The 22,151-nt window shown below is 70.2% G+C and carries 23 protein-coding genes; 3 read left to right on the top strand and 20 right to left on the bottom strand.

Annotation, left to right across the window (positions count from 1 at the left end; genetic code table 11):
- Window positions 1-19: 19 nt before the first annotated feature.
- Complete coding sequence (locus BM223_RS07805) at window positions 20-679, top strand: class I SAM-dependent methyltransferase (protein WP_235319261.1); 660 nt, start codon at window positions 20-22, stop codon at window positions 677-679.
- On the opposite strand, the gene BM223_RS07810 is transcribed toward BM223_RS07805, so the two are convergent.
- Genes BM223_RS07810 through BM223_RS07820 form a run of 3 tightly spaced genes read right to left on the bottom strand, consistent with a single transcriptional unit; the run spans window position 650 to window position 3,838 of the window.
- Complete coding sequence (locus BM223_RS07810) at window positions 650-1,807, bottom strand: prenyltransferase (RefSeq protein WP_052138541.1); 1,158 nt, start codon at window positions 1,805-1,807, stop codon at window positions 650-652. The genes BM223_RS07805 and BM223_RS07810 overlap by 30 nt on opposite strands.
- The gene (locus BM223_RS07815; RefSeq protein WP_038678621.1) at window positions 1,804-2,553 is read right to left on the bottom strand and encodes a class I SAM-dependent methyltransferase; all 750 of its coding nucleotides are present in this window, start codon (window positions 2,551-2,553) and stop codon (window positions 1,804-1,806) included. The genes BM223_RS07810 and BM223_RS07815 overlap by 4 nt, the downstream gene beginning before the upstream one ends.
- Window positions 2,554-2,563: 10 nt before the next feature.
- Window positions 2,564-3,838 carry a glycosyltransferase family 4 protein gene (locus tag BM223_RS07820; protein WP_038678619.1) on the bottom strand — a complete coding sequence of 425 codons (1,275 nt, stop codon included), beginning with the start codon at window positions 3,836-3,838 and terminating at the stop codon, window positions 2,564-2,566.
- A 153-nt stretch (window positions 3,839-3,991) separates the two neighbouring features.
- Here BM223_RS07820 and BM223_RS07825 point away from each other — a divergent pair, with 153 nt between their 5' ends.
- Complete coding sequence (locus tag BM223_RS07825; RefSeq protein WP_038678617.1) at window positions 3,992-4,603, top strand: TetR family transcriptional regulator; 612 nt, start codon at window positions 3,992-3,994, stop codon at window positions 4,601-4,603.
- Between the two features lie 22 nt (window positions 4,604-4,625).
- On the opposite strand, the gene BM223_RS07830 is transcribed toward BM223_RS07825, so the two are convergent.
- Genes BM223_RS07830 through BM223_RS07900 form a run of 15 tightly spaced genes read right to left on the bottom strand, consistent with a single transcriptional unit; the run spans window position 4,626 to window position 18,273 of the window.
- Window positions 4,626-5,381, bottom strand: coding sequence for a glucose 1-dehydrogenase (locus BM223_RS07830; protein ID WP_038678615.1), 756 nt, complete (start codon window positions 5,379-5,381; stop codon window positions 4,626-4,628).
- Between the two features lie 2 nt (window positions 5,382-5,383).
- Window positions 5,384-6,286: a 3-oxoacyl-ACP reductase gene (locus tag BM223_RS07835; RefSeq protein WP_038678613.1), complete on the bottom strand. Its 903-nt coding sequence runs from the start codon at window positions 6,284-6,286 to the stop codon at window positions 5,384-5,386.
- 2 nt (window positions 6,287-6,288) lie between these two features.
- The gene (locus tag BM223_RS07840; RefSeq protein WP_038678612.1) at window positions 6,289-6,489 is read right to left on the bottom strand and encodes a ferredoxin; all 201 of its coding nucleotides are present in this window, start codon (window positions 6,487-6,489) and stop codon (window positions 6,289-6,291) included.
- Window positions 6,490-6,497: 8 nt separating this feature from the next.
- Window positions 6,498-6,965, bottom strand: a complete 468-nt coding sequence (locus tag BM223_RS07845) for a pyridoxamine 5'-phosphate oxidase family protein (RefSeq protein ID WP_038678610.1) — start codon at window positions 6,963-6,965, stop codon at window positions 6,498-6,500.
- Between the two features lie 7 nt (window positions 6,966-6,972).
- Window positions 6,973-7,977, bottom strand: coding sequence for an NAD(P)/FAD-dependent oxidoreductase (locus BM223_RS07850; protein WP_235319260.1), 1,005 nt, complete (start codon window positions 7,975-7,977; stop codon window positions 6,973-6,975).
- 19 nt (window positions 7,978-7,996) lie between these two features.
- On the bottom strand, window positions 7,997-8,842 hold the full coding sequence (locus tag BM223_RS07855) for a hypothetical protein (protein WP_038678605.1): 846 nt from the start codon (window positions 8,840-8,842) through the stop codon (window positions 7,997-7,999).
- Between the two features lie 11 nt (window positions 8,843-8,853).
- Complete coding sequence (locus tag BM223_RS07860) at window positions 8,854-9,441, bottom strand: hypothetical protein (RefSeq protein ID WP_052138537.1); 588 nt, start codon at window positions 9,439-9,441, stop codon at window positions 8,854-8,856.
- The gene (locus tag BM223_RS07865; RefSeq protein ID WP_038678603.1) at window positions 9,438-10,709 is read right to left on the bottom strand and encodes an MCE family protein; all 1,272 of its coding nucleotides are present in this window, start codon (window positions 10,707-10,709) and stop codon (window positions 9,438-9,440) included. Before BM223_RS07865 ends, BM223_RS07860 begins: the two co-directional genes overlap by 4 nt.
- Window positions 10,706-12,064 (bottom strand): MCE family protein, encoded by a 1,359-nt coding sequence (locus tag BM223_RS07870; protein ID WP_075018537.1) that lies wholly within the window; start codon window positions 12,062-12,064, stop codon window positions 10,706-10,708. The genes BM223_RS07865 and BM223_RS07870 overlap by 4 nt, the downstream gene beginning before the upstream one ends.
- Complete coding sequence (locus BM223_RS07875) at window positions 12,061-13,311, bottom strand: MCE family protein (protein ID WP_141267247.1); 1,251 nt, start codon at window positions 13,309-13,311, stop codon at window positions 12,061-12,063. Before BM223_RS07875 ends, BM223_RS07870 begins: the two co-directional genes overlap by 4 nt.
- A gap of 5 nt (window positions 13,312-13,316) precedes the next feature.
- Complete coding sequence (locus tag BM223_RS07880) at window positions 13,317-14,306, bottom strand: MCE family protein (protein ID WP_038678601.1); 990 nt, start codon at window positions 14,304-14,306, stop codon at window positions 13,317-13,319.
- Complete coding sequence (locus tag BM223_RS07885; RefSeq protein ID WP_038678598.1) at window positions 14,303-15,382, bottom strand: MCE family protein; 1,080 nt, start codon at window positions 15,380-15,382, stop codon at window positions 14,303-14,305. Before BM223_RS07885 ends, BM223_RS07880 begins: the two co-directional genes overlap by 4 nt.
- Window positions 15,379-16,704: an MCE family protein gene (locus tag BM223_RS07890; protein ID WP_052138534.1), complete on the bottom strand. Its 1,326-nt coding sequence runs from the start codon at window positions 16,702-16,704 to the stop codon at window positions 15,379-15,381. Before BM223_RS07890 ends, BM223_RS07885 begins: the two co-directional genes overlap by 4 nt.
- Window positions 16,705-16,711: 7 nt before the next feature.
- Window positions 16,712-17,551 (bottom strand): MlaE family ABC transporter permease, encoded by an 840-nt coding sequence (locus tag BM223_RS07895; RefSeq protein ID WP_038678596.1) that lies wholly within the window; start codon window positions 17,549-17,551, stop codon window positions 16,712-16,714.
- On the bottom strand, window positions 17,551-18,273 hold the full coding sequence (locus BM223_RS07900; RefSeq protein WP_052139280.1) for an MlaE family ABC transporter permease: 723 nt from the start codon (window positions 18,271-18,273) through the stop codon (window positions 17,551-17,553). Before BM223_RS07900 ends, BM223_RS07895 begins: the two co-directional genes overlap by 1 nt.
- A 234-nt stretch (window positions 18,274-18,507) precedes the next feature.
- Between BM223_RS07900 and BM223_RS07905 the strand changes: the two genes are divergently transcribed.
- Entirely contained in the window at window positions 18,508-19,197 is a 690-nt protein-coding gene (locus BM223_RS07905; RefSeq protein WP_052138532.1) for an ion channel, read from the top strand.
- Between the two features lie 174 nt (window positions 19,198-19,371).
- Here BM223_RS07905 and BM223_RS07910 read toward each other — a convergent pair whose 3' ends face one another.
- Window positions 19,372-19,809 (bottom strand): VOC family protein, encoded by a 438-nt coding sequence (locus BM223_RS07910; protein WP_038678594.1) that lies wholly within the window; start codon window positions 19,807-19,809, stop codon window positions 19,372-19,374.
- A 186-nt stretch (window positions 19,810-19,995) separates the two neighbouring features.
- On the bottom strand, window positions 19,996-22,125 hold the full coding sequence (gene uvrB / locus BM223_RS07915) for an excinuclease ABC subunit UvrB (protein WP_038678592.1): 2,130 nt from the start codon (window positions 22,123-22,125) through the stop codon (window positions 19,996-19,998).
- Window positions 22,126-22,151 lie beyond the last annotated feature (26 nt).

Raw genomic sequence — 22,151 nt, forward strand, 5'->3', positions numbered from 1 at the left:
ACTCTACTAGAGTGGCCCGGTGACCGACACCATGCCGTCCGACCTGCTGGACCACGCCCGCGCGGCCAAGGGCTTCATGCCCGAGGACGAGGGTGCCCTGCTGCACCGGATCGCGCTCGAGCGGCTCCCCCACGGGCCGGTGCTCGAGGTCGGCACCTACTGCGGCAAGTCGGCGATCTACCTCGGCGCCGCCGCCCAGCAGGTGGGCGGGACGGTGTTCACCGTCGACCACCACCGCGGCTCCGAGGAGAACCAGGCCGGCTGGGAGCACCACGACGCCAGCGTCGTCGACCCCGAGCTCGGGCTGATGGACACGCTGGGCCAGTTCCGCAAGAACATCGCCCGGGCCGGGCTCGAGGAGCAGGTGGTCGCTGTCGTCGGCCAGTCCACGACGGTGGCGGCGCACTGGCGCACCCCGCTCTCGCTGCTGTTCATCGACGGCGGGCACGGCGAGGAGCCCGCCCGCGCCGACTTCGCGGGGTGGGCGCACTGGGTCGCGGCCAGCGGCTACCTCGCCATCCACGACGTGTTCCCCGACCCCGCGGACGGCGGGCGGCCGCCGTACGAGCAGATCTACCTGCCCGCGCTGGCGAGCGGCGCGTTCACCGAGGTGACCCACACCGGCTCGCTGCGCGTCCTCGAGCGCACCTCAGGCGCGGCCGGAGAGCCGCTCGCCTGAGGCCTCCGAGGCGCAGTCGCACTCGAGCGCGATCTCGTCGAAGTGCGGCGCGAGCGAGGTGCCGCGCATGATCCCCGAGCCCGGGGTCGCGTGGCCGTAGGTCTCCCCCAGCGCGTCGACGGCGAGGATCACCGCGGCGGCCGTGTAGGTCGTGTGCTCGTGCGGCCAGTGGACGTCGCGCGGCTCGTCATCGGGCGCCGGTCGGGAGGCGTCGGCGTAGACCCAGCCCGTCCAGTAGCGGCCGTCGGACTCGCGCAGGTGCTGCATGTCGGTCAGCAGCTGGCGGGCCCGGCGGCTCGACGCGGGGTCGCCGATGACGTCGAGGGCCATCGCGAGCTCGCAGGTCTCGGCGCCGGTGACCCAGGGGTTGGTGTCGACGCAGTGGATGCCGAGGCCGGGCACGACGAAGTCGTCCCAGCGCCGCTCGATGAGGGCCCGGGCCGCGTCGCCGCGGACCGCGCCACCGAGGACCGGGTAGTACCAGTCCATCGAGTACGTCGACTTGTCGGCGAACCGGTCCGGGTGGGTGCGCACCGCGTGGCCGAGGCGGCCGCCGGCGAGCTCCCACTCGGGCTGGGGGTCGTCCATCAGGTCGGCGAGCGCGACGCCCGCGCGCAGCGAGTGGTAGATCGAGGAGTTGCCGGTGAGCAGGCAGAAGTCGTCGACGGGCGTCCAGCGGATGCCGCCGAAGGGCTCCTGCAGCGAGACCACGAAGTCGAGACCGGCCCGCACGGAGGGCCAGTAGCGCTCGATGAACCGGATGTCGCGGCGCAGCAGCCAGTGGTGCCACAGGCCCACCGCGAAGTACGCCGACATGTTGACCTCGCCGCGCTCGTCGTCGGCGACGCCGCCGACGATCTTCATCGGCCACGAGCCGTCGGCGCGCTGCATCGTGGGCACCCAGGCGTAGGCCCGCTCGGCGGCCTCGACCTGGCCGCCGACGAGCATCGCCATGGCGGCCTCGACGTGGTTCCAGATGTCGACGTGCTCACCGGTCGTCCACGGCACGGCGCCCCACGGCTCCTGCATCGCCGCGATGGCGGCCGCGGTGTCGGCGACCTGCTGGGCGGTGAGGACGCCGTCGACGTAGGGCAGCCGGGACAGCGCGACCTCGGGGGTCGCGGTCATGCGGCGTCCGGCTTGCGGAAGTAGAGGACCATCGACTTGCCGATCATCGGGTCGAGGACCTTGCCGGCGAGCTGGAGCGCCTTGGGCTGCTTCATGATCTCCCAGACCAGCAGCTTGTGGTACGCCTTGGCGAGCGGGTGGCCGTCGTTCTCGACGCCGACCGCGCACTTGATCCACCAGTACGGCGCGTGCAGGCCGTGGGTGTAGCTCTTGCCCTCGAAGAGCATCGCGTCGCCGGGCGTGCCGTCGTTGAACCGGCCGCCCTTGGTGACCTTGTCGACCAGCTCGTGGTCGGTGTAGATCCGGATGTGGCCGCCCTCGGCGTTGTGGTAGTCGGCCGAGAGGCGCCAGTTGATGACCTCGGGCAGCCAGCGGGGCACCGTGACGGCGAGCGTGCCGCCGGGACGCAGCACCCGGATCAGCTCGCGGATCGCGGCGACGTCGTCGTGGATGTGCTCGAGCACCTCGGAGCACACGATGCGGTCGAACTCGCCGTCGGCGAAGGGCAGCGCGAGCGCGTCGCCCTGCTTGACGTCGGCCTCGGCGCCGGCGGGCACCTCGCCGGCCTCCTTCATCGCGACGAAGAGGTCGCGGACGCCCTCGAGCTCCTCGGCGTCGAGGTCGAAGGCGATGACGTCCGCGCCGCGGCGGTACATCTCGAAGCTGTGCCGGCCGGCGCCGGCGCCCATGTCGAGGACGCGGTCGCCGGGCTGCAGGCCCAGCCGGTCGAAGTCAACGGTCAGCATCTCTGTCTCCTCAGGCCTTCTCGGCCTTGTACTCGGCGATCACGTCTTCCAGCACGGCCGCGGTGCTCTCCGCGACGGCGCTCCAGCTGAACAGCTCCTTGACCCGGCGGCGGCCCGCGGCGCCCATCGCGGCCCGGCGCTCCGGGTCGTCGAGCAGGGCGGCGAGCGCGGTGGTCAGCGCACCCACGTCACCGGGCTCGACGACGTCGGCGCACTCGCCGTCAGGACCGACGACCTCGGGGATCGCACCGGCGCGGGAGACGACGAGCGGCGTCTCGCACGCCATCAGCTCCGCGGTCGGCAGCGAGAAGCCCTCGTAGAGCGAGGGCACGCAGGCGAGCTCGGCCGAGCCCATGAGGGCGACCAGCTCGTCGTCGGTCAGTCCGTTGGCGAAGGAGACGCGGCCGGCGATGCCGAGCTTGTCGATGAGCTTCTCGGTCACCCCGCCCTCCTTGGGCTTGGTGACGAGCACCAGCTCGAGGTCGCGCTCGACGACCAGCTTGGCGAACGCCTCGAGCAGGACCGAGATGCCCTTGAGCGGCGCGTCGGCACTGGCCATCGCGAGGATGCGCCCGGGCACCCGCGGTGCCGCGGACGGCGCGAACCGCTCGTCGACGCCGAGCAGGATGGTCTCGATCCGGGCCGGGTCGACCTTGAACTCGCGGACGACGTCGCGCTTGGACGACTCCGACGGCACGATCACCCGACGCAGCCGCGGCGCGGCACGCTTCTGCTGGTTGAGGAACGAGTACCAGCGCCACACGCCGATCTTCGGCAGCTCGAAGCGCCACTTCGAGCCCTGCTTGCGCTTGGCCCAGACGGCGGCGGCGAGCTCGATGCGCCGGTCCATGGTGATGGGGTGGTGGATCGTCGTCGCGAGCGGCAGCCCGAGCTTCTCGATGCCGAGCAGCGGGGTCGCCAGCGTCTGGTTGTCGAAGACGACGTCGAACTCGTCGCGCCGCTCGGCGAGCAGCTTGACCACGCGCTTGCTGAAGGTGACCGGCTCGGGGAAGGCGCCGCTGCGCATGGTCAGCCACTCCTCGACGTCGACCAGGTCGCGGAACTCGCTGGGCCGCGGGTTGCGGAACTCGTCACCGGGCCGGTAGAGGTCGAGGCTCGGCACCTTCGTGAGGCGCACGCCCTCGTCGAGCTCGGGGTACGGCTGGCCGGAGAACACCTCGACCGTGTGACCGAGCGCGGCGAGCTCCCGGGTGAGCCGGCGGATGTAGATCCCCTGGCCGCCGACGTGGGGCTTGCTGCGGTAGGACAGCATGGCGATTCGCATCAGGTACTTCTCCCCTTTTTTCGGGCTCCCGGGGAGCAGGGCCGAAACAGAAACGTAGTGGAACGTGTTTCAAATTATGCGCTACTTGCCGGTAGCCTATCCACTGGGTCCACAATGACCCGCCTCGTCGCAGCACCTCACAAGGGAGACCCGGTGACCATCGCGAACCCGTCCACGACCGACGACCTCGGCTCGGCCGCGCAGCGGGAGCGACGCAAGCGCATTCTCGACGCGACCTACGAGCTGGCGAAGTCGGGCGGTTTCGACGCGGTCCAGATGCGTGCGGTCGCCGAGCACGCGGACGTCGCCCTCGGCACCCTCTACCGCTACTTCCCGTCGAAGATCCACCTGCTGGTCTCCGCACTGGGCCGCCAGTTCGACGAGGCCGCCACCCGCCTCAACGAGCGCGAGATCCCCGGCGACAACCAGGCCGACCGCGTCCTCTACGTGCTCAAGCGGATGGCGCGCGGCATGCAGGGCGACCCCAAGCTCACCGAGGCGCTCACCCGCGCCTTCATGTTCGCTGACAGCAGCGTCGCCGCCGAGATCCACGTGGTCGGCATGGCGATGACCTCGATCGTCACCCACGCCATGCACGGCGGGGCGCCCAGCGAGGGCGCCGTCTCCGACGAGGACGTCGCCGTGGCGCGCGTCATCGGCGACGTGTGGCTCTCGGCGCTGGTCTCGTGGGTGACCGGCCGCTCCACGGCCGCGGAGACCGCGGCGCACATGGAGACGGCGATTCACTTGATCCTCCGCGACTGACTGACGGACGGGTCGGCCGGACTCAGGCGCCGAAGGCGTGGGTCGAGGTGACCCCGCCGTCGACCGCGATCTCGGCACCGTTGATGTACGACGACTCGTCGCTGGCCAGGAAGACGTAGACCGGCGCGATGTCGTCGGGGACGCCGACCCGGCGCAGCGGCACCTTGCTGGCGCCGTACTCCATCGCGGCGTCGCCGCCGTGCACGCGCGTCATCGGGGTGTCGATCATGCCGGGGTGCACGGAGTTGACCCGGACGCCCTTGGGGCCGAGCTCCATCGCCGCGCACTTGGTCATGCCGCGGATGGCCCACTTGGTGGCGGCGTACGCCGTGCACGACGGCATGCCGGCGAGGCCCTCGACGGACGAGGCGTTGATGATCGAGCCGCCGCCGTTCTTGCGCATGGTGCGGCTGACCGCCTGCATGCCGAGGAAGACGCCGAGCTGGTTGACCCGCCAGACGAGCTCGACCTCGTCGGCCGGCATCCGCTCGATGTCGCCGAAGCGCAGGATGCCCGCGTTGTTGGCGAGTACGTTGACCGGGCCGAAGCGGGTGTTCGCGTCCTCGACCAGGGTGGCCCAGGAGGCCTCGTCGCTCACGTCATGGTGCGCGAAGTGGGCCGCGGCGCCGAGCTCGTCGGCCAGCGCCTGGCCCTGCTCCTTGGCGACGTCGGCGATGACGACCTTCGCGCCCTCGGCGACGTAGGCGCGGACGATCGCCTCGCCCTGGCCCATCGCGCCGCCGGTGACGATCGCGATCTTGCTGTCCAGACGTCCCATGCTCACACCGTCAGCTTCATGATCGAGTCGGCCGCGAAGCCGACGTTGGGGTCGCGGTCGGCGAAGAAGCCGCCGAGCTGCTTGTCGAGGTCGTCGCCGGTCCACAGGTCGCCGGCGGCGTCGAAGCGCTGCTCGACGACGGGCGCGGCGACGAGCGCGACCATGCCGCCGTACACGACGAAGACCTGGCCGGTGATCCGCTCGGCGGCGGGCGAGGCGAGGTAGGCGACGAGCGGCGCGACGTGGTCGGCCGAGTAGGGGTCGACGGCCTTGCCGGACGCGTCCTCGCCGAAGACCTCGGCGGTCATCGCGGTCCGGGCCCGGGGGCAGATCGCGTTGGCGCGCACGCCGATCCGGGACAGCCCGCGCGCGGTCGACAGGGTCAGCGCGGCGATGCCGGCCTTGGCGGCGGCGTAGTTGGCCTGGCCGGGCGAGCCGCCGAGGAAGGCCTCGGAGGCGGTGTTGACGATGCTGCCGTAGACCGTGCCGGACTCGCTCTCCTTGGCCTTGCCCCGCCAGTACGCCGCGGCGTTGCGCGAGAGCAGGAAGTGGCCGCGCAGGTGGACGGCGATGACCGCGTCCCACTCGTCGTCCCCGAGGTTGAAGAGCATCCGGTCGCGCGTCATGCCCGCGTTGTTGACGACGATGTCGAGGCCCCCGAGCTCGACCGCGGCTGCGACCATGGCGTCGGCGGTGGCGCGCTCGCTCACGTCGCCCGCGACGACGACCGCCTGGCCGCCGAGCGCGCGGATCTCGTCGACCGCGTCATCCCCCGCCCCGGGCAGGTCGTTGACCACGACCCGGGCCCCGGCCCTCGCCAGCGCCACCGCCTCCGCGCGCCCCAGACCGGCGCCGGCGCCGGTGACGATCGCGACCTTGCCGTCCAGCGACGTCGTCGCCTCCATGCTCACTCCTCCACCAGCGTGATCGCGGCGCGCGGACAGGCCGCGACGGCACGCTTCACGTTGTCCATGTTCTCGTCCGTGGTCTCCTCCGCGTTGAGCTGGAGGAAGTCGTCGTCGTCCAGCTCGAACACCTCGGGTGCCATCGCCTCGCACAGGCCGTTGGACTCGCACAGGTCGAAGTCGACCTTGATCTTCATCGTCATGCCTCTTCTCAGGTCATCTTCCGGTGGTCCCAGGACGCGACGCGGTCGGGGTGGATGATCACGCCCACCCGCTTGGTCGCCTGCTTCTCGACGGTCTGGGCGCCGATCTCGCCGAGCGCCTCGAAGGAGTCGACGCCGAACATCCGCACCGAGACGGCCTTGCCGATCTCGAGGATCCGGTCGCGGTCGCGAACGATCTCGGCCCGTCCCTCGATGGAGACGCCGCGCAGCTCGAAGTAGTCGGTGCCGTCCTCGACCAGCGCGGTCACCCGGGGGTCGCGCTCGAGGTTGAGGATCTTCTGGCTGCGGCCGTAGGTCCAGAAGACGATCTTGCCGTCCTGGACGTCGTAGAACAGCGTGGTCAGGTGCGGGAAGCCGTCCTTGCCGTTGGCGGCGACCTGGACCTTGATGTTCTCGTGGAGCAGGCCCTGGACCTCCTCCTCGCTCAGCTTGACCTTGTCGCGTCCTGCGCTCATTCCTGAGTCATCCTTCCGAGGAGTGGCCGGGGAACACGTGGGCCGACGGGTCGACGACGACCGCGGCGTTGTTGACGGCGGTCGCGGCCTCGCCGAAGCCGACCGCGATCAGCCGGACCTTGCCCGGGTACTCGGTGATGTCGCCGGCGGCGAAGACCCGGGGCAGGTTGGTGCGCATCGACGGGTCGACGACGAGGTGGCGGCGGTGGGTCTCGAGGCCCCACTGCTGGAGCGGGCCGAGGTCGGCGACGAAGCCGAGCGCGGCCACCACGGCCTGGGCCGGGCGGGTCTCGACGACACCGTCGACGGTGAGCTCGACCTCGGCGAGCGGGCCCGCCGTCCCGCCGTCGGCGTCGCGCAGGGCGCTCACCTCGGCCTTGGTCACGATCGCGGCGGACGACGCGCGGACCTGCTCGACCGTCCGGGCGTGGGCCCGGAAGGCGTCGCGGCGGTGGACCAGGGTCACCGAGCGCGCGATCGGCTCGAGGTGGTGGGCCCAGTCGAAGGCGCTGTCGCCGCCGCCGACGATGACCACGTCGAGGTCGCGGTAGGGCTCGAAGCCGGGCACGAAGAACTCCACGCCGCGGCCGACCCAGCCCTCCGCCGCCGGCAGCGGGCGCGGGCTGAACTTGCCGATGCCCGCGGTCACGATGAGCGCCTTGGCGCGCACGGCGGTGCCGTCGTCGAGGGTGAGGGTGAGGCCGTCGTCGTCGGTGGCCAGCTCGGACGCCGTCCGGCCCAGGAGCTGCTCGGGCTTGGCGGTGAGCGCCTGCTCGACCAGGCCGTCGACCAGGTCGCGGCCCTTGACCGACGGGAAGCCGGCGACGTCGAGGATCGCCTTCTCCGGGTACATCGCCGTGATCTGGCCGCCCAGCTCGGGCAGCGAGTCGATCAAGGCCACCCGCAGGCCGCGGAATCCGGCATAGTAGGTGGCGAACAGTCCGGTCGGACCGGCACCGACGATCGCCACGTCGCAGTCGACCTGGCTCGCTCCGCTCACGGGTGTAGGCACCCCCGAACTGTAACGTGTTCTAGTTCGTCTTGTCTTCGTTCACCGACGGCGATTCGGCCGGCGCCGTCGCGCCCGGCTGGGCCGCGCCGTCGGAGGCGTCGGTGTCGAGCTTGTCGACGAGCCAGCCGTGGTCGGTGTGCACCATCGTGACGAGCACCTTGAAGGGCGTCACGACCGTCTCCTTCTTGCCCTCGCGGGTGCGCTCGACGACCTGGTTGAGGAAGATCAGCGCCTCGAGCCGGGTCCGGCTCGCCCGGACCACGCCCTGGGCCACGACGCTGGCCTGGACGACCGTCTGCTGGCCGACCACCTGCTCCTTGATCTCGACCGCGGTCTCGCGGTACTGCTTCTCGAAGCGCGCCGTCATCAGCTTCGCGGCGTTGGCGACCTCGTCGTCGTACTTCTTGAAGTCGACCGCCACGATCTCCTGCGCAGCCTTGGCCGCGGCCTCGACGCCGTCGCGGGTCTGGAGCGTCGCGGCGACGACCGGGCGCCCCTTCGGCACGCTCAGCGAGGTGGTGCCGTCGGCGGCGGTGGCGTCCTTGTCGTCGTCGCCCAGCTTGTCGAGGGCCAGGACGGCGAACTCGGCGACCAGGGCCAGGGTGACCAGGACCAGCGTCGCGATGAGCACGCGCGTCGTCTTGGGGCGCGCCAGGACGCCGGGGCGGTCACCGGTCGGCGGGGTGGGCGCCGGCTTCTCGGCCGGGGCGGGCTCGGCGCTCTCGGCGCTCTCGGCCGGCTCGGCGCTCTCGGCGGCGGCGTCGTCGGCCGGGCGCGGGACGCCGGGGGCCTGCCCCGCGATCTTGCGGGGCCGGGGCGTCTGCCCGCGCGAGCTGGCGGGACGGCGGGGCGTGGGGCGGCTCATCGTCTGTCTCCTCAGCCCAGCGCGACGTACTGGAGGTCCTTGGTCAGCCAGCGGCCGTCCTCGAGCACGAGCTCGAGCTGCAGACGGTAGTTGCGGGCCTCCTCCTGGAACTGGGTGGTCTTGTTCTTCACGACGCCGCTGGTCGCCACGATGACGGTGGCGGTGTCGTCGTCACCGGCGACGAGGCCGGTCCAGACGACCTTGGCGACCATGTCGGACTGGGCCTCGCCGGCGAGCTTCTTGAGGGAGGCGGCGCCCTTGGTGTACTGCTCCTTGAAGTCGCCGGTCGCCATCGAGGTCACCGCCTCGATCGTCCGGTCGGGCTCGCGGTAGTCGAAGTTGACGAACGCGGTGACCATCTTCGAGGCGGCCGCGAGCTGGTCGGCGGTGCGCTGCTGCTCGCTGTCGTCGGCGAGCGGCACCGGCTCGACGACGCCGCGGCCGACGTCCTGGCCGGCGCCGGAGACGACGTCGGTGCCGTCGACCGTGTCGCCCGAGGTGACGTGGAGGTAGAGCAGCAGGATCGCCACGCAGCCGCAGATCACCGTCGCGGCGTAGAGAGCGATGTTGAGCCGGACCCGACTGCGCTCGTCGGTCACTTGCTCGCCACCGGACCGATCAGCAGCCACTTCCACGCATCCCCTCCCAGTACGGACAGGTTCTCCGGCTGGTTCAGCCTGACCGGATTGCCCGCGGTGTCGACCAGACCCGGCACTGCCCCCGTGGCCGGATCGTAGGTGTCACTGTAGACGCGGCCGGGCGACGCGCGGTCGTTGCGGTTGCCCGGCGCGTACTTGCTGCCGCGCATGACGTACGGCGGCCCGGCCGTGCAGTTGACCTGGGCCGGCTCGGTGTCGGTGAGGTCCTGCGTCGAGCGCCACTCGCTGGGCGGCACGTAGCCCTTCGTGCAGGGGGGCACGCTGTAGTCGAACTGCAGGTTGACGTGCCCCCAGCCGTCGGACGTGCTGCCCGTCGGGCCGCCGGCGATGAGCGCCGGGTAGGTGACGAGGAGCTGCTCGATGCCGTCGAGCTCGCTGAGCAGGATCTGGTCGACCGAGACCAGGTCGCCCAGCAGGATCGGCAGGGTCGGCTCGAGCTGGCGCAGCAGCTGGTCGAGCTCCCGGGCGGCGCCGGGCGTCGCGCTCAGCACCTTGCGCAGGTCGCCGTCGCTGCCGCGCAGCGTCGAGGTGATCGTGTTGAGGTCCTGGGAGAACTTGCGGATGTTCTCCTTCTGGCCGCGCTGCGTGCGCAGCACGGCGAGACCGTTGTCGAGCAGCGCGATCGTCTCGTCGGTGTGCTCGCTGGCCTCGGCGATGAATGCCTGTCCCCCGTCGAGCAGCTGCTGCAGGTCGGTGCCGGTGTCGTCGAACATCAGCCCGAGCTCGCGCACGACCGTCTGCAGGCTGCCCTTGTCGACCGAGTCGACGAACCGGCTCAGGTCGACCAGGAGGTCGCCCTCGTCGACCGGCAGGGACTTGTCGCTGCCCGTGAAGCGGGTGCCGTTCTCGGCGTACGGGCCCTCGTCGTCGGGCGGCTGGAAGTCGAGGTACTGCTCGCCCACGGCCGACAGGTTGTGCACGAACATCGGCGCGTCGCGCGGCAGCTTCGTGCCGTCCTTGAGGTCGAGGGTGAGGTCGACGCCGTCGTCGGTGGTGTCCATCCGCGAGACCCGGCCGATCTTCACGCCGCGGTAGGTCACCTCGCTGCCCTCGAAGAGGCCGCCGGAGCCGGGCAGGCTGGCGGTCACGGTGAGCCCGCGGCCGGTGATCTTGTCGACCAGGCCGAGGTAGCTCGCGCCGATGTAGGTGATGCCGACCGCGCTGAGGACGACGAACGCCATCAGCCGGATCCGTACGCCGCGGCTCATGCCACACCTCCGAGCAGGCTGCGGGTCGACCCGTTGTCGTACGACGACGGTTGGGTGCCGAGCAGCCCGCGGGTCAGCCCGCTGAGCGGTCCGTCGCTGCCGAGCAGGCCGCCCTTGCCGCCGAGCAGGCCACCCAGGTCGAGGTTGGGCAGCGCCCGGAGCAGCTTGCAGACCGGGCTGTCGCGGATCGTGCGGTCCTGGCACTTGGTCTGCAGGTCCTTGAGCAGGTTGACGTCGCTGAGCACCTGCAGGCAGGCCGAGCTGGTCAGCTTGCCGCTCTTGAGGCACTGGCCGACCTGGTTGAGCACGGCCTCGAGGTCGGGCAGCTGGATCTCGGGCAGGCCGAGCGTCTTGTAGAGGTTCTCGAAGTTGAGGTCGGCCCGGATGATCGTGTCGGCGTAGTCGCCCTTGACGATGTTGTTGGCCGCCTGCGGGAACGGGAAGCTGATCAGCAGGTTGAGGCCGGGCGCGAGCTGCTCGTTGGCCTCGGTGAGCTTGCGCAGCACCGGGCTCAGGTCGCGCAGGATGGAGAGCACGTCCTCCTTGCTGGCGTTGATCACCCGGGTGCCGACCTTGCCGAGCCGGTCGAGCGCGCCGAGCATCTCGATCAGCTCGTCGTGCTGGGCGGAGAGGACGTCGATCGCCGGCCCGGTCGCGTCGAGCGCGTCGCCAATCGTCTTCTTCTCCTTGTTGAGCGTGGAGGTCAGGTTGTTCAGCGACTCGAGCGCGCTGATGATGTCGACCTTCTGCTCGTCGAGCGTGCCGACCACCGAGTCGAGCGACGAGAGCAGGCTGCGCAGCCGGTCCTCGCGCCCGTTCATCACGAGGTTCGCCTCCCGGGTGATGGTGCCGAGCTGGGCGACGCCGCCGCCGCTGAGCAGGAAGGACAGCGCGCCGAGCACCTCCTCGACCTCGGGGTTGCGCCCGGTCTTGGCGAGCGCGATCTCGTCGCCGTTGGAGAGCCGGCCGACCGGGGCCTCCTGCTCGGGTGCCTCGAGGGCGACGTACTTCTCGCCGAGCAGCGAGACCTGGCGGATGTCGGCGATCGCGTTGTCGGGCAGCTTGACGTCGTCGCGCACGCGCAGCTTGACCTTGGCGTTCCAGCCGGAGCGCTCGACCTCGGTCACCTCGCCGACGACGACGTCGTCGACCATCACCGGCGAGCGCGGGACGACGTTGAGGACGTCCTTGAAGTAGGCGGTCACCTCGAACGCCTCGTCGGCGTCGACGGGGTGGCCGGGCAGCGGCAGGTCGTAGGCGCCGCGGAAGCCGCTGCAGCCGGTCAGGACGGCCAGGCCGACCAGGAGTGCCACCGCGCGGCACCACCGGCCGGGACGTACGTTGCGCGTGCTCACGACCCACCTCCGAGCAGGGACTCCATGGTGGCGCCGTCACCGGTCGAGTACGACACCTCGGCCGGGCGGGGCACGCTCAGCCCCTGGTCGGTGTCGGTCAGGCCGGACGGTCGGGCCTTCCCGCCGGGCAGGGCGGTCTTGAACTCCGGCGGCAGCCACGGGAGCTTGGACACGATCGGCTCGATGAGCTTCTCGATCAGCGTGCAGGCGGTGTTCTTGAGCGCCTTGGGCATCGCCGGGTTCTGCTGGATGAAGGCGCAGATCAGGCCGTCGACGTCCCAGACCAGGCCGCCGATGGCGAGCCGGGAGTTCTGGGTGCCGGTGACGTGGTCGAAGCCCATGTGCAGGTTGCCCATCGCGACGGGGGCGATCTTGACCGCGGTCTCGATGTTGTCCTTCTCGGACACGATCGTGTTCATCACGTCGGTGAGCTTGCGGATGTCGGTGACGAAGGCGTCCCGGTTGTTCTTGACGAAGCCGCGGACGCTGCCGACGGCCTTGGCCACCGCGGCGACGGCCTGCTCCAGCTCGTCGCTCTCGTCGGCGAGCATCGCCGAGACGCCGGTGAGGTCCTGCATGAACGCCCGCACCAGGCCGTCGTTCTCGGCCAGGGTCTTGGTGAACTTGGCGAGCTGGCTCACGGTGTCGAACAGCGGGCCGGCGCCGTTGCCGAAGGTCTGCGCGGCCTGGGCGAGGTCGCGGATCATCTGGTTGCCCTTGGTCCCCTGCCCGCCGAAGGCCTTCTCCCCCGCCGCCAGCAGGTGGTCGAGCGTGCCGTCCTTGTTGACGCCGTTGGGGCCCAGCGCCCGGGTCAGCGTCTGCAGGCTGCTGTAGATCCGGTCGAGCTCGACCGGCACGGCCGTCTCGGGGAGCGCGATGTCGGCGCCGTCGGCCAGGACGTCGCCGCCCTGGAAGACCGGGGTGAGCTGGACGAAGCGGTCGGCGACCAGCGTCGGGGTGACGATCACGGCCTGCGCGTCCTTCGGGACCTGGTACGACGCGTCGTACTCCATCTCGACGCGGACCGAGTTGCCCTCGGGGATCACCGAGGTCACCTTGCCGACGTTGACGCCGAGGATGCGCACGTCGGTTCCCTCGTAGACGCTGACCGCGCGCGGGAAGTGCGCCGTCACCGTCTTCATGTCGGCCGGCGAGCGGAAGACGTTGACGAGGACGCCGAGCACGAGCACGACGCCGATGGCGACGAGCACGCGCTTGTCGACGCGCTTGAGGATCGTGGACACCATCGCGATCACCCCTGGAACCCGGGCACGAACTCACCGGTGGGCAGCGCCAGGAGGTTCGAGGCGTACGCGTCGAACCAGGGGCCGGTGCCGATGATGTTGCTGAGGATGGACACGTAGGGGCCGAGCGCGGCGAGCGTCTCCTTGATCTTCTGCTTCTTGGAGACCAGGAAGGAGACGAGGCCGTCGACCTCCTTGAGCGCGGGCGCGATCTGCGCCTCGTTGTCCTTGACCACGCCGCGCAGCTCGACCGCGAGCGAGCGGGCGTTGACCAGCAGGTCGTGGACGGCGGCCTTGCGCTTGGTCAGCTCCTTGAAGACCAGGTCGCTGCTCTTCATCAGGCTGACGATGTCGTCGCTGCGGTCGGCGAGCACCTTGCTGACCTGCTGCGAGCTCTCGAACAGGGTCTGGATCTCGGCGTCGCGGGCGGCGACGCTGCGCGAGAGCCGGGAGATGCCGTCGAAGGACGCCTTGATCTCGGGCGCCGAGACGTCGAGCGTGTCGGCCACCGTGTCGAGCGCCCGGGAGAGCTGGTCGGTGTCGATCTCCTCGGTCGTGGTGGTCAGGTCACCGAAGACGCCGACGATGTCGTAGGCCGCCTTGGTGCGGTCCATCGGGATCGTCGCCCCGTCGGCGAGCTGGCCCTTGCCGACCGGCTGCAGGTCGAGGTACTTCTCGCCGAGCAGGTTGAGCACCTCGATCGAGGCGTGGCTGTCGGAGCCGAACTCGACGTCGCCGTCGATCTCGAACTTCACCTTGACCCGGTCGCCGGCGAGCTCGACGCCGCTGACCCGGCCGGCCCGGATGCCGCCGACCTGGACGATATTGCCCTTGTGGATGCCGCTGGCGTCGCTGAACTCGGCGTAGTACGTCGTCCCGCGGAAGCCGGGGAACTTGCCGAGGTTGAAGGTCGCGGCCGAGACCAGCGCCATCACCACGAGGGTGATCACGCCGAGCCGGACGACCCGGGCCTCGCGGGCGGCGCGGTCGCGGCTCATCGGCGGCACCTCGGGGCGGTCGAGCGGAACTGGAACTTGGTGATGTAGTCCTGGATCTCCTTGATGATCGGCAGGTTCGCGATCAGCGGGAGCCGGATCCGGGCCGAGACGCCGCAGACGTAGTACTGGTACCAGGAGCCGTAGGTGCCGGTCCGGGTCTGGTCGGTCATCGTCTCGGGCATCCGGTCGAGGAGCTCGGCGAGGTCCTCCCGGTTCTCCTTCTTGTTGAGCAGCTTGCTCAGCGCCCGCAGCGCGGCGATGTCCTCCTTGACCAGCGGCCGGCCACGGCGCAGCAGGTCGGCGACCGTCACGGTCAGCTCGGAGATGTTGTCGAGCGAGGAGCCGATGGTGTCGCGGTCCTTGGCGAGGTCGGTCATCCAGTCCTTGAGCTCGACGATGAGCGTGCTCAGCTGCTGGTGCCGGTCGTTGACCGTGCTCAGCGTCTGGCTGAGGTTGGTGATCACGTCGCCGATGAGCTGGTCGCGGTCGGCGAGCGCCGAGGTCAGCGAGGCGGTGTGGTCGAGCAGGCTCTTGACCGTGCCGCCCTCGCCCTGGAGGACCTGCACCAGGTTCATGCTCAGCTCGTTGACCTGGTCGGGCGTCAGCGCGGCGAACAGCGGCTTGAACCCGTCGAAGAGGACGGTGAGGTCGAGCGCGGGCTCGGTGTTGTCGGCGGGGATGGTCGCGCCGTCGGCGAGCGGCTTCGCGTCGTCGGCACCGGTCCCCTGCTCCAGCGCCATGTAGCGGTCGCCGACCAGGTTGAGGAAGCGGATCTTGGCGAGCGAGGCGCTCGTCAGCTTGACCCCCGCGTCGACCTTGAAGGTCACCTTGGCCATCGTCCGGCGGTAGTGCTCGACCTTCTTGACCTCGCCCACGTTGACGCCGGCCACCCGGACGTCGTCGCCCTTCTCGAGCATGGTCGCGTTGGCGAAGATCGCCTGGTACTGGTTGCGGTCGCCGAAACCGACATTGCCCATGATGACGGCGAGCAGGCCGGTGACGAGCACCGAGACGACGGTGAAGACGGCCAGCTTGATCGCGGCCGAGATCGTGGTGGCGTTGCGGCTGGTGCTCATCCGGCTGCCTTCCCCTCGCGCACGACCGGTCCGTAGAGCAGCGGCCCGAGCGCGCCGTACGTCTCGGGCGCGCGACCGCTCGCGCCGGCCAGCATCGCGTTGACCACCCGCTGCTCGGCCTCGCTGCCGGCGTACCCGCTGTCGATGGCGCCGCCCGCGGTGGGCCGGCCGAGCAGGCCCTGGAGGGGCAGCGGCGAGAAGCCGCCCTTCTCGTCGATGTCCGAGCCCTGGTCGAGCGGGTTCGGCGTGCCGGGGACCTTGAAGCCCGGCAGCCCCGCGCACCACGGACCGTGCCCGACCTCGCCGTACTCGGGGAGGTCGCGCTCGTCGTAGGGGCGGAACTGCGGGTTGAAGAACTCGATGTACTGCTTGACCCAGCCGCCCTCGAACGTCTTGGACAGGATCGGCTCGTAGTTGGCCGCGCCGCGGATCAGGCACGGGAACTCCGGGGAGTACTCCGCGAGCAGGCCGATCACCGGAGCGGTCACCTGGCCCATCCGGATGAGGTTCTGCTCGTTGTCGCCGAGCAGCCGGGTCGAGGTGTTCGCCAGCCCGGTCAGGTCGGAGAAGAAGACGTCGAGGTCGGCGGCCTTCTCGGTGATGGTCTTGCTGGTCACCGTGACGTTGTCGAGGACGTCGAGCAGGTCGGGCGCCGCCATGTCGTAGGCGTCGGCGACGTCGGCGAGGGCCTGGAGGTCCTTGCGCAGGGTCGGCAGGTGGTCCTCGATCCGGCCGATGTAGTCGCCGAGCTGGTCCATCGTCCGGCCCAGGTCCTCGCCGCGCCCCTCGAGCGCGGTGGCCAGCGCGTGGAGCGTGGCGTTGAGGTCGGCCGGGCGGACCGCCTCGAGCAGCGGGAAGAGGTCGGCGAGCACCCGGCTCAGCTCGACGTTGGTCTCGACCCGGTCGGACGGGATGACGTCGCCGTCGGCGATCGGCCGGGCCTTCGCGCCGTCGGGACGGACGAGCGCCACGAACTTCTGGCCGAAGAGCGTGGTCGGCACGATCCGCACGCTGATGTTGGACGGGATCTTCTTGGCCGCGTCGGGGTCGAGCGCGAGCGTGATCTCGGCCTCCTCGCCGTCCTGGTCGATCTTGTCGACCCGGCCGACCAGCACGCCGTTGATCCGCACGTCGCCGAACTTGGCGAGCTGCAAGCCGGCCCGGTCGGCCTTGACCTTGACCGTGGTCACGCTGTCGAACTTCTTGTTGTAGATCGCGATCGAGAGCCACATGAGCAGCGCGAGCACGCTGAGGAAGACGACGCCGGCGACGAGGAGGCGGTTGTGCTCCTTGGCGCTGTCGTGATGGATGTTCACCAGCATCGGCGCGTCACCCCGTGATCCGGACGGTGGTGGTCGAGCCCCAGATCGCGAAGCTCAGGAAGAAGTCGGCGACGACGATCGTGACGATGCTGGTCCGGATCGCCTTGCCGACCGCCCGGCCCACGCCGGCCGGCCCGCCCGAGGCGGTGTAGCCGTAGTAGCAGTGGATGAGGATCACCGCGACCGCGAGGAAGAGCAGCTTGAAGAACGACCACAACATGTCGATGGGCGGCAGGAACTGCAGGAAGTAGTGGTCGTAGGTGCCTGCGGACTGGCCGTAGATGTAGGTGACGATCAGCCGCGGCGACAGGTACGACGCCAGCAGGGCCACGATGTAGAGCGGGATGACCGCGATGAAGGCCGCCACCATGCGCGTCGTCACCAGGAACGGCAGCGACGGGATGCCCATCACCTCGAGCGCGTCGATCTCCTCGGAGATGCGCATCGCGCCCAGGCGGGCCGTGTAGCCGCAGCCCACGGTCGCGGCGAGCGCGATCGACGAGACGAGCGGGGCCACCTCACGGGTGTTGAAGTACGCCGAGATGAACGCGCTGAACTTCGCGACGCCGATCTGGCTGAGCGAGGCGTAGCCCTGGATGCCGACCTCGGTGCCCGCGAAGAACGCCATGAACGCGATCACGCCGACCGAGCCGAGGATCAGGCTGAGCCCGCCCGCGCCGAAGGCCACCTCGGCGAGCGTGTTGGTGATCTCGCGGGGGTAGCGGCGGACGGCACGCGGCACCCACGAGAGCGCCTTGAGGTAGAAGAGCAGCTGGTCGCCGTACCCCTCGAGGGTGCTGCGGCCGGCCTTGTAGCCGTCGCCGAGGAACTCCCCTGCCGCGGCCATCAGAGGCCCGCCGGCGGGGAGATCTGGAAGTAGATCGCGGTGATCACGGCGTTGAGGAAGAACAGCGCCATGAACGCGATGATCACCGACTCGTTGACCGCACGGCCCACGCCGCTCGGTCCGCCGCCGGCGTTGAGGCCCTTGTAGGCCCCGATGATCGCGGCCAGCCAGCCGAAGATGATCGCCTTGACCATCGCGATGTAGAGGTCGGGCAGCGAGGCGAGCGCGGTGAACGACGACAGGAAGGCGCCGGCCGAGCCGCCCTGGACGATGACGGTGAAGAAGTAGCCACCGCCGATGCCCGTGCCGATCACGATGCCGTTGATCATCAGCGCCACGAACATGGTGGCCACCACGCGCGGGGCGACCAAGCGCTCGAGCGGGTCGATGCCCAGCACCTCCATGGCGTCGATCTCCTCGCGGATCTTGCGCGCGCCCAGGTCGGAGCAGATCGCCGACCCGGCGGCACCGGCGATGATCATCGCCGCCGCCATCGGCGCCGCCTCCCGCACGGTGGCGAGCACCGCTGTCGCGCCGGCGAAGGACTGCGCGCCGAGCTGTCCGGTCAGGTTGCCGACCTGGAGCGAGATGACCGCGCCGAACGGGATCGAGACCATGATCGTCGGCACCAGCGTCACGCTCGTGACGAACCACGCCTGCTCCAGGAACTCCCGGAACTGGAACGGTCGCGTGAAGATCCGCTTGGTGACCTCGACCACCATGAGCGCGATCTCACCGGGGCCACGCACGATCGAGATGGCATTGAACGCCACGCGACGTCTCCTCTCCCCGCTCCCATGTGTCCCCGGCTCGCTACGAGCTTTCGCGATATTAGAACACGTTCTCGTTGTGACCGGCACGACACGTCCGAGGAGTGGCGTCGATCACGTACGACATCACCCTCAACGGGCCCCGCGTGGCCCGGGTCACGCTCGGGCGGTCCTACCATCGGGCACGTGCCGACCGCCGACGCCCGACTCCCCCGCCTGCTCCGCACCGTGGGCCGGCACTCGTCCGGGATCCTGCTGGCGGCCCAGCTGCTCGTCGTCCTGGCCTACCCGGCGCTCGAGGGCTCGGTCGTGGGCCGCTCGGTCGCGGGCGTGTTCCAGCTGCTCGTGCTGCTCGCCGCGGTGGTCGCCGTCCGTCGTACGCCGGCGCTGACCTGGGTCTCGCTGCTGCTCGGCGTCCCGGCCGTGGTGCTCACCGTGGCCGAGGCGATCCGGCCCGAGACCGACGGCGTCGTCCTCGCCTCGGCGGTCTTCCACGCGCCCTTCTACTTCTTCGTGTCGTACGCGCTGATCCGCTACCTCTTCCACGACGACAAGGTCACCCCGGACGAGCTCTTCGCCACCGGCGCGGCGTTCACCGTGGTCGCCTGGGGCTTCGCCTACCTCTACGCCGCGGCCCAGGTGCTCTGGCCCGGCGCGTTCGTCAGCTACACGAGCCCCACCGGCGCCGCGCCGCTCGACTGGTTCGAGCTGCTCTTCCTGTCGTTCACCACGATGACCAGCGTCGGGCTCTCCGACGTCTACCCGGTGCTCGGGCACGCGCGCTCGCTGGTGATGGTCGAGCAGGTCGCGGGCGTCTTCTACGTCGCGCTCGTCGTCGCCCGGCTGGTCGGGCTCAGCGCGCGGCGCAGGGACTAGGGCCGGGACTAGGCCGGCAGCGCGGCGAGAGCCGCCACCGAGGGCAGCTTGCTGCCTCCCCGGGCGGCGAGGACGCGCTCGGCCAGACAGCTCACGCCGGCAGCGCGGCGAGAGCCGCCACCGAGGGCAGCTTGCTGCCTCCCCGGGCGGCGAAGACGCGCTCGGCCAGAAAAATCAGTCGAGGCAGAACTCGTTGCCCTCGGGGTCCTGCATCACGAGGTGCCCGGCCCCCATCGGCGGCGCCGGGTCGTGCCGCTCGACGCGCGTCGCTCCCAGCGCCACCAGCCGCTCGGCCTCCGCCTCGAGGACCGCCATCCGGTCGTCCCCCGCGAGCCCCGGCGCGGCCCGGACGTCGAGGTGGACCCGGTTCTTCGCGCTCTTGCCCTCGGGCACCCGCTGGAAGAACAGCCGCGGCCCGGCCCCTGCAGGGTCGACGCACGCCGAGGCGCTGTTGCGCAGCTCGGGCGGCAGCGAGGCGCGGAACGCGTCCCAGTCGGCGAAGCCGGGTGGGGGCGGCGGCAGGACGTAGCCGAGCACCTCGTTCCAGAACTCGGAGAGACTCCGGGGGTCGGCGCAGTCGAAGGTGACCTGGACTTCCCTGACGGTGCTCATCGGGTGCTCCTCACTTGGTCGCCAGTGCTCGCTTCGCTCGCACAGCGCCTCGCTTGTCGCGAACACTCGGCCTCGTTCCTCGGCCGGCGTTCGCTCCTCACTTCGTTGCCTGCGCTCGCTCGCGCTCGCGCGCTCCCGCGCTCGTCGGGCGCACTTCGAGCTCGTTCCTCGCTCGGCACGCCCTCCTCACTTGGTCGCCTCCATCATCTGCCGCAGCTCCTTCTTGAGGTCGCCGATCTCGTCGCGCAGCCGCGCCGCGAGCTCGAACTGCAGCTCGGCGGCAGCCGCCTTCATCTGCTCGGTCAGGTCCTGGATGAGCTGGGCCAGGTCGCTGCTGGGCAGCCCGGCGAGCTCGGCCGCGTGGCCGCCGATGTCGGTGGAGCGCAGGTTCGGGGTGGGGGCGACCTTGGGCTTCACGCCGCCGGCGCGGCCCTTCTGGCCGACGTCGGCCCAGGTCTGGAGGAGCTCCTGGGTGGTCTCGTCCTCGCGAGCGAGCATCTCGGTGATGTCGGCGATCTTCTTGCGCAGCGGCTGCGGGTCGATGCCGTGGGCCTCGTTGTAGGCGACCTGCTTGGCGCGGCGGCGGTTGGTCTCGTCGATGGCCGACTCCATCGAGGGGGTGATCTTGTCGGCGTACATGTGGACCTCGCCCGAGACGTTGCGGGCGGCGCGGCCGATGGTCTGGATGAGCGACTTGTCGGAGCGGAGGAAGCCCTCCTTGTCGGCGTCGAGGATCGAGACCAGGGAGACCTCGGGGAGGTCGAGGCCCTCGCGGAGCAGGTTGATGCCGACCAGGACGTCGTACAGGCCCAGGCGCAGGTCGCGCAGCAGCTCGATGCGCTTGAGGGTGTCGACCTCGGAGTGCAGGTAGCGGGTGCGGATGCCGGCGTCGAGGAGGTAGTCGGTGAGGTCCTCGGACATCTTCTTGGTCAGCGTGGTGACCAGGACGCGCTCCTCCTTCTCGGTGCGCAGCTTGATCTCGTGGATCAGGTCGTCGATCTGGCCCTTGGTCGGCTTGACGACGACCTCGGGGTCGATCAGGCCGGTCGGGCGGATGATCTGCTCGACGACGTCGCCCTGGACCTTGTCGAGCTCGTAGTCGCCGGGCGTCGCGGACAGGTAGACGGTCTGGCCGATCCGCTCGAGGAACTCCTCCCAGCGCAGCGGGCGGTTGTCCATCGCGCTCGGGAGCCGGAAGCCGTGCTCGACCAGGTTGCGCTTGCGCGACATGTCGCCCTCGTACATGCCCCCGATCTGGGGGACGGCGACGTGGGACTCGTCGATGACGAGCAGGAAGTCCTCGGGGAAGTAGTCGATCAGCGTGTTGGGCGCGCTGCCCCGCGAGCGGCCGTCCATGTGCATCGAGTAGTTCTCGATGCCCGAGCAGGAGCCGACCTGGCGCATCATCTCGATGTCGTACGTCGTGCGCATCCGCAGCCGCTGCGCCTCGAGCATCTTGCCCTGCCGCTCGAAGGTCTGGAGCTGCTCGGCGAGCTCGGCCTCGATGCCGCGGATCGCGCGCTCCATGCGCTCGGGGCCGGCGATGTAGTGGCTGGCCGGGAAGACGTAGAGCTCCTGGTCCTCGGTGAGCACCTCGCCGGTGACCGGGTGCAGCGTCATCAGCCGCTCGATCTCGTCGCCGAAGAACTCGATGCGGACCGCGAGCTCCTCGTAGACGGGGAAGATCTCGAGCGTGTCGCCGCGCACCCGGAAGGTGCCACGGGTGAACGCGAGGTCGTTGCGGGTGTACTGGATCTCGACCAGCCGGCGCAGCACCGAGTCGCGGTCGTGCTCCTCGCCCACGCGCAGCCGGACCATGCGGTCGACGTACTCCTGCGGGGTGCCGAGGCCGTAGATGCACGAGACCGTCGAGACCACGATGACGTCGCGCCGGGTGAGCAGGCTGTTGGTGGCGGAGTGCCGCAGCCGCTCGACCTCCTCGTTGATCGAGGAGTCCTTCTCGATGTAGGTGTCGGTCTGCGGGACGTACGCCTCGGGCTGGTAGTAGTCGTAGTACGAGACGAAGTACTCGATGGCGTTGTCGGGGAAGAGCTGGCGCAGCTCGTTGGCGAACTGCGCGGCCAGCGTCTTGTTGGGCTGGAGCACGAGCAGCGGCCGCTGCACCTGCTCGGCCACCCAGGCCACGGTCGCCGTCTTGCCGGTACCGGTCGCACCCAGCAGGACGACGTCCTGGACCCCGTCGTTGAGCCGCTTGGTGATCTCGGCGATCGCCGCGGGCTGGTCGCCGGAGGGCTGGTAGTCGGACTGGACGTGGAAGGGCGCGACGCGACGCTCGAGATCGGTGACCGGACGCATGGATCCAGCGTACGAGGGCCCGCCGA

Origin of the sequence: Pimelobacter simplex (genome assembly GCF_900114845.1) — a bacterium.
Taxonomy (GTDB): Bacteria; Actinomycetota; Actinomycetes; order Propionibacteriales; family Nocardioidaceae; genus Nocardioides; species Nocardioides simplex.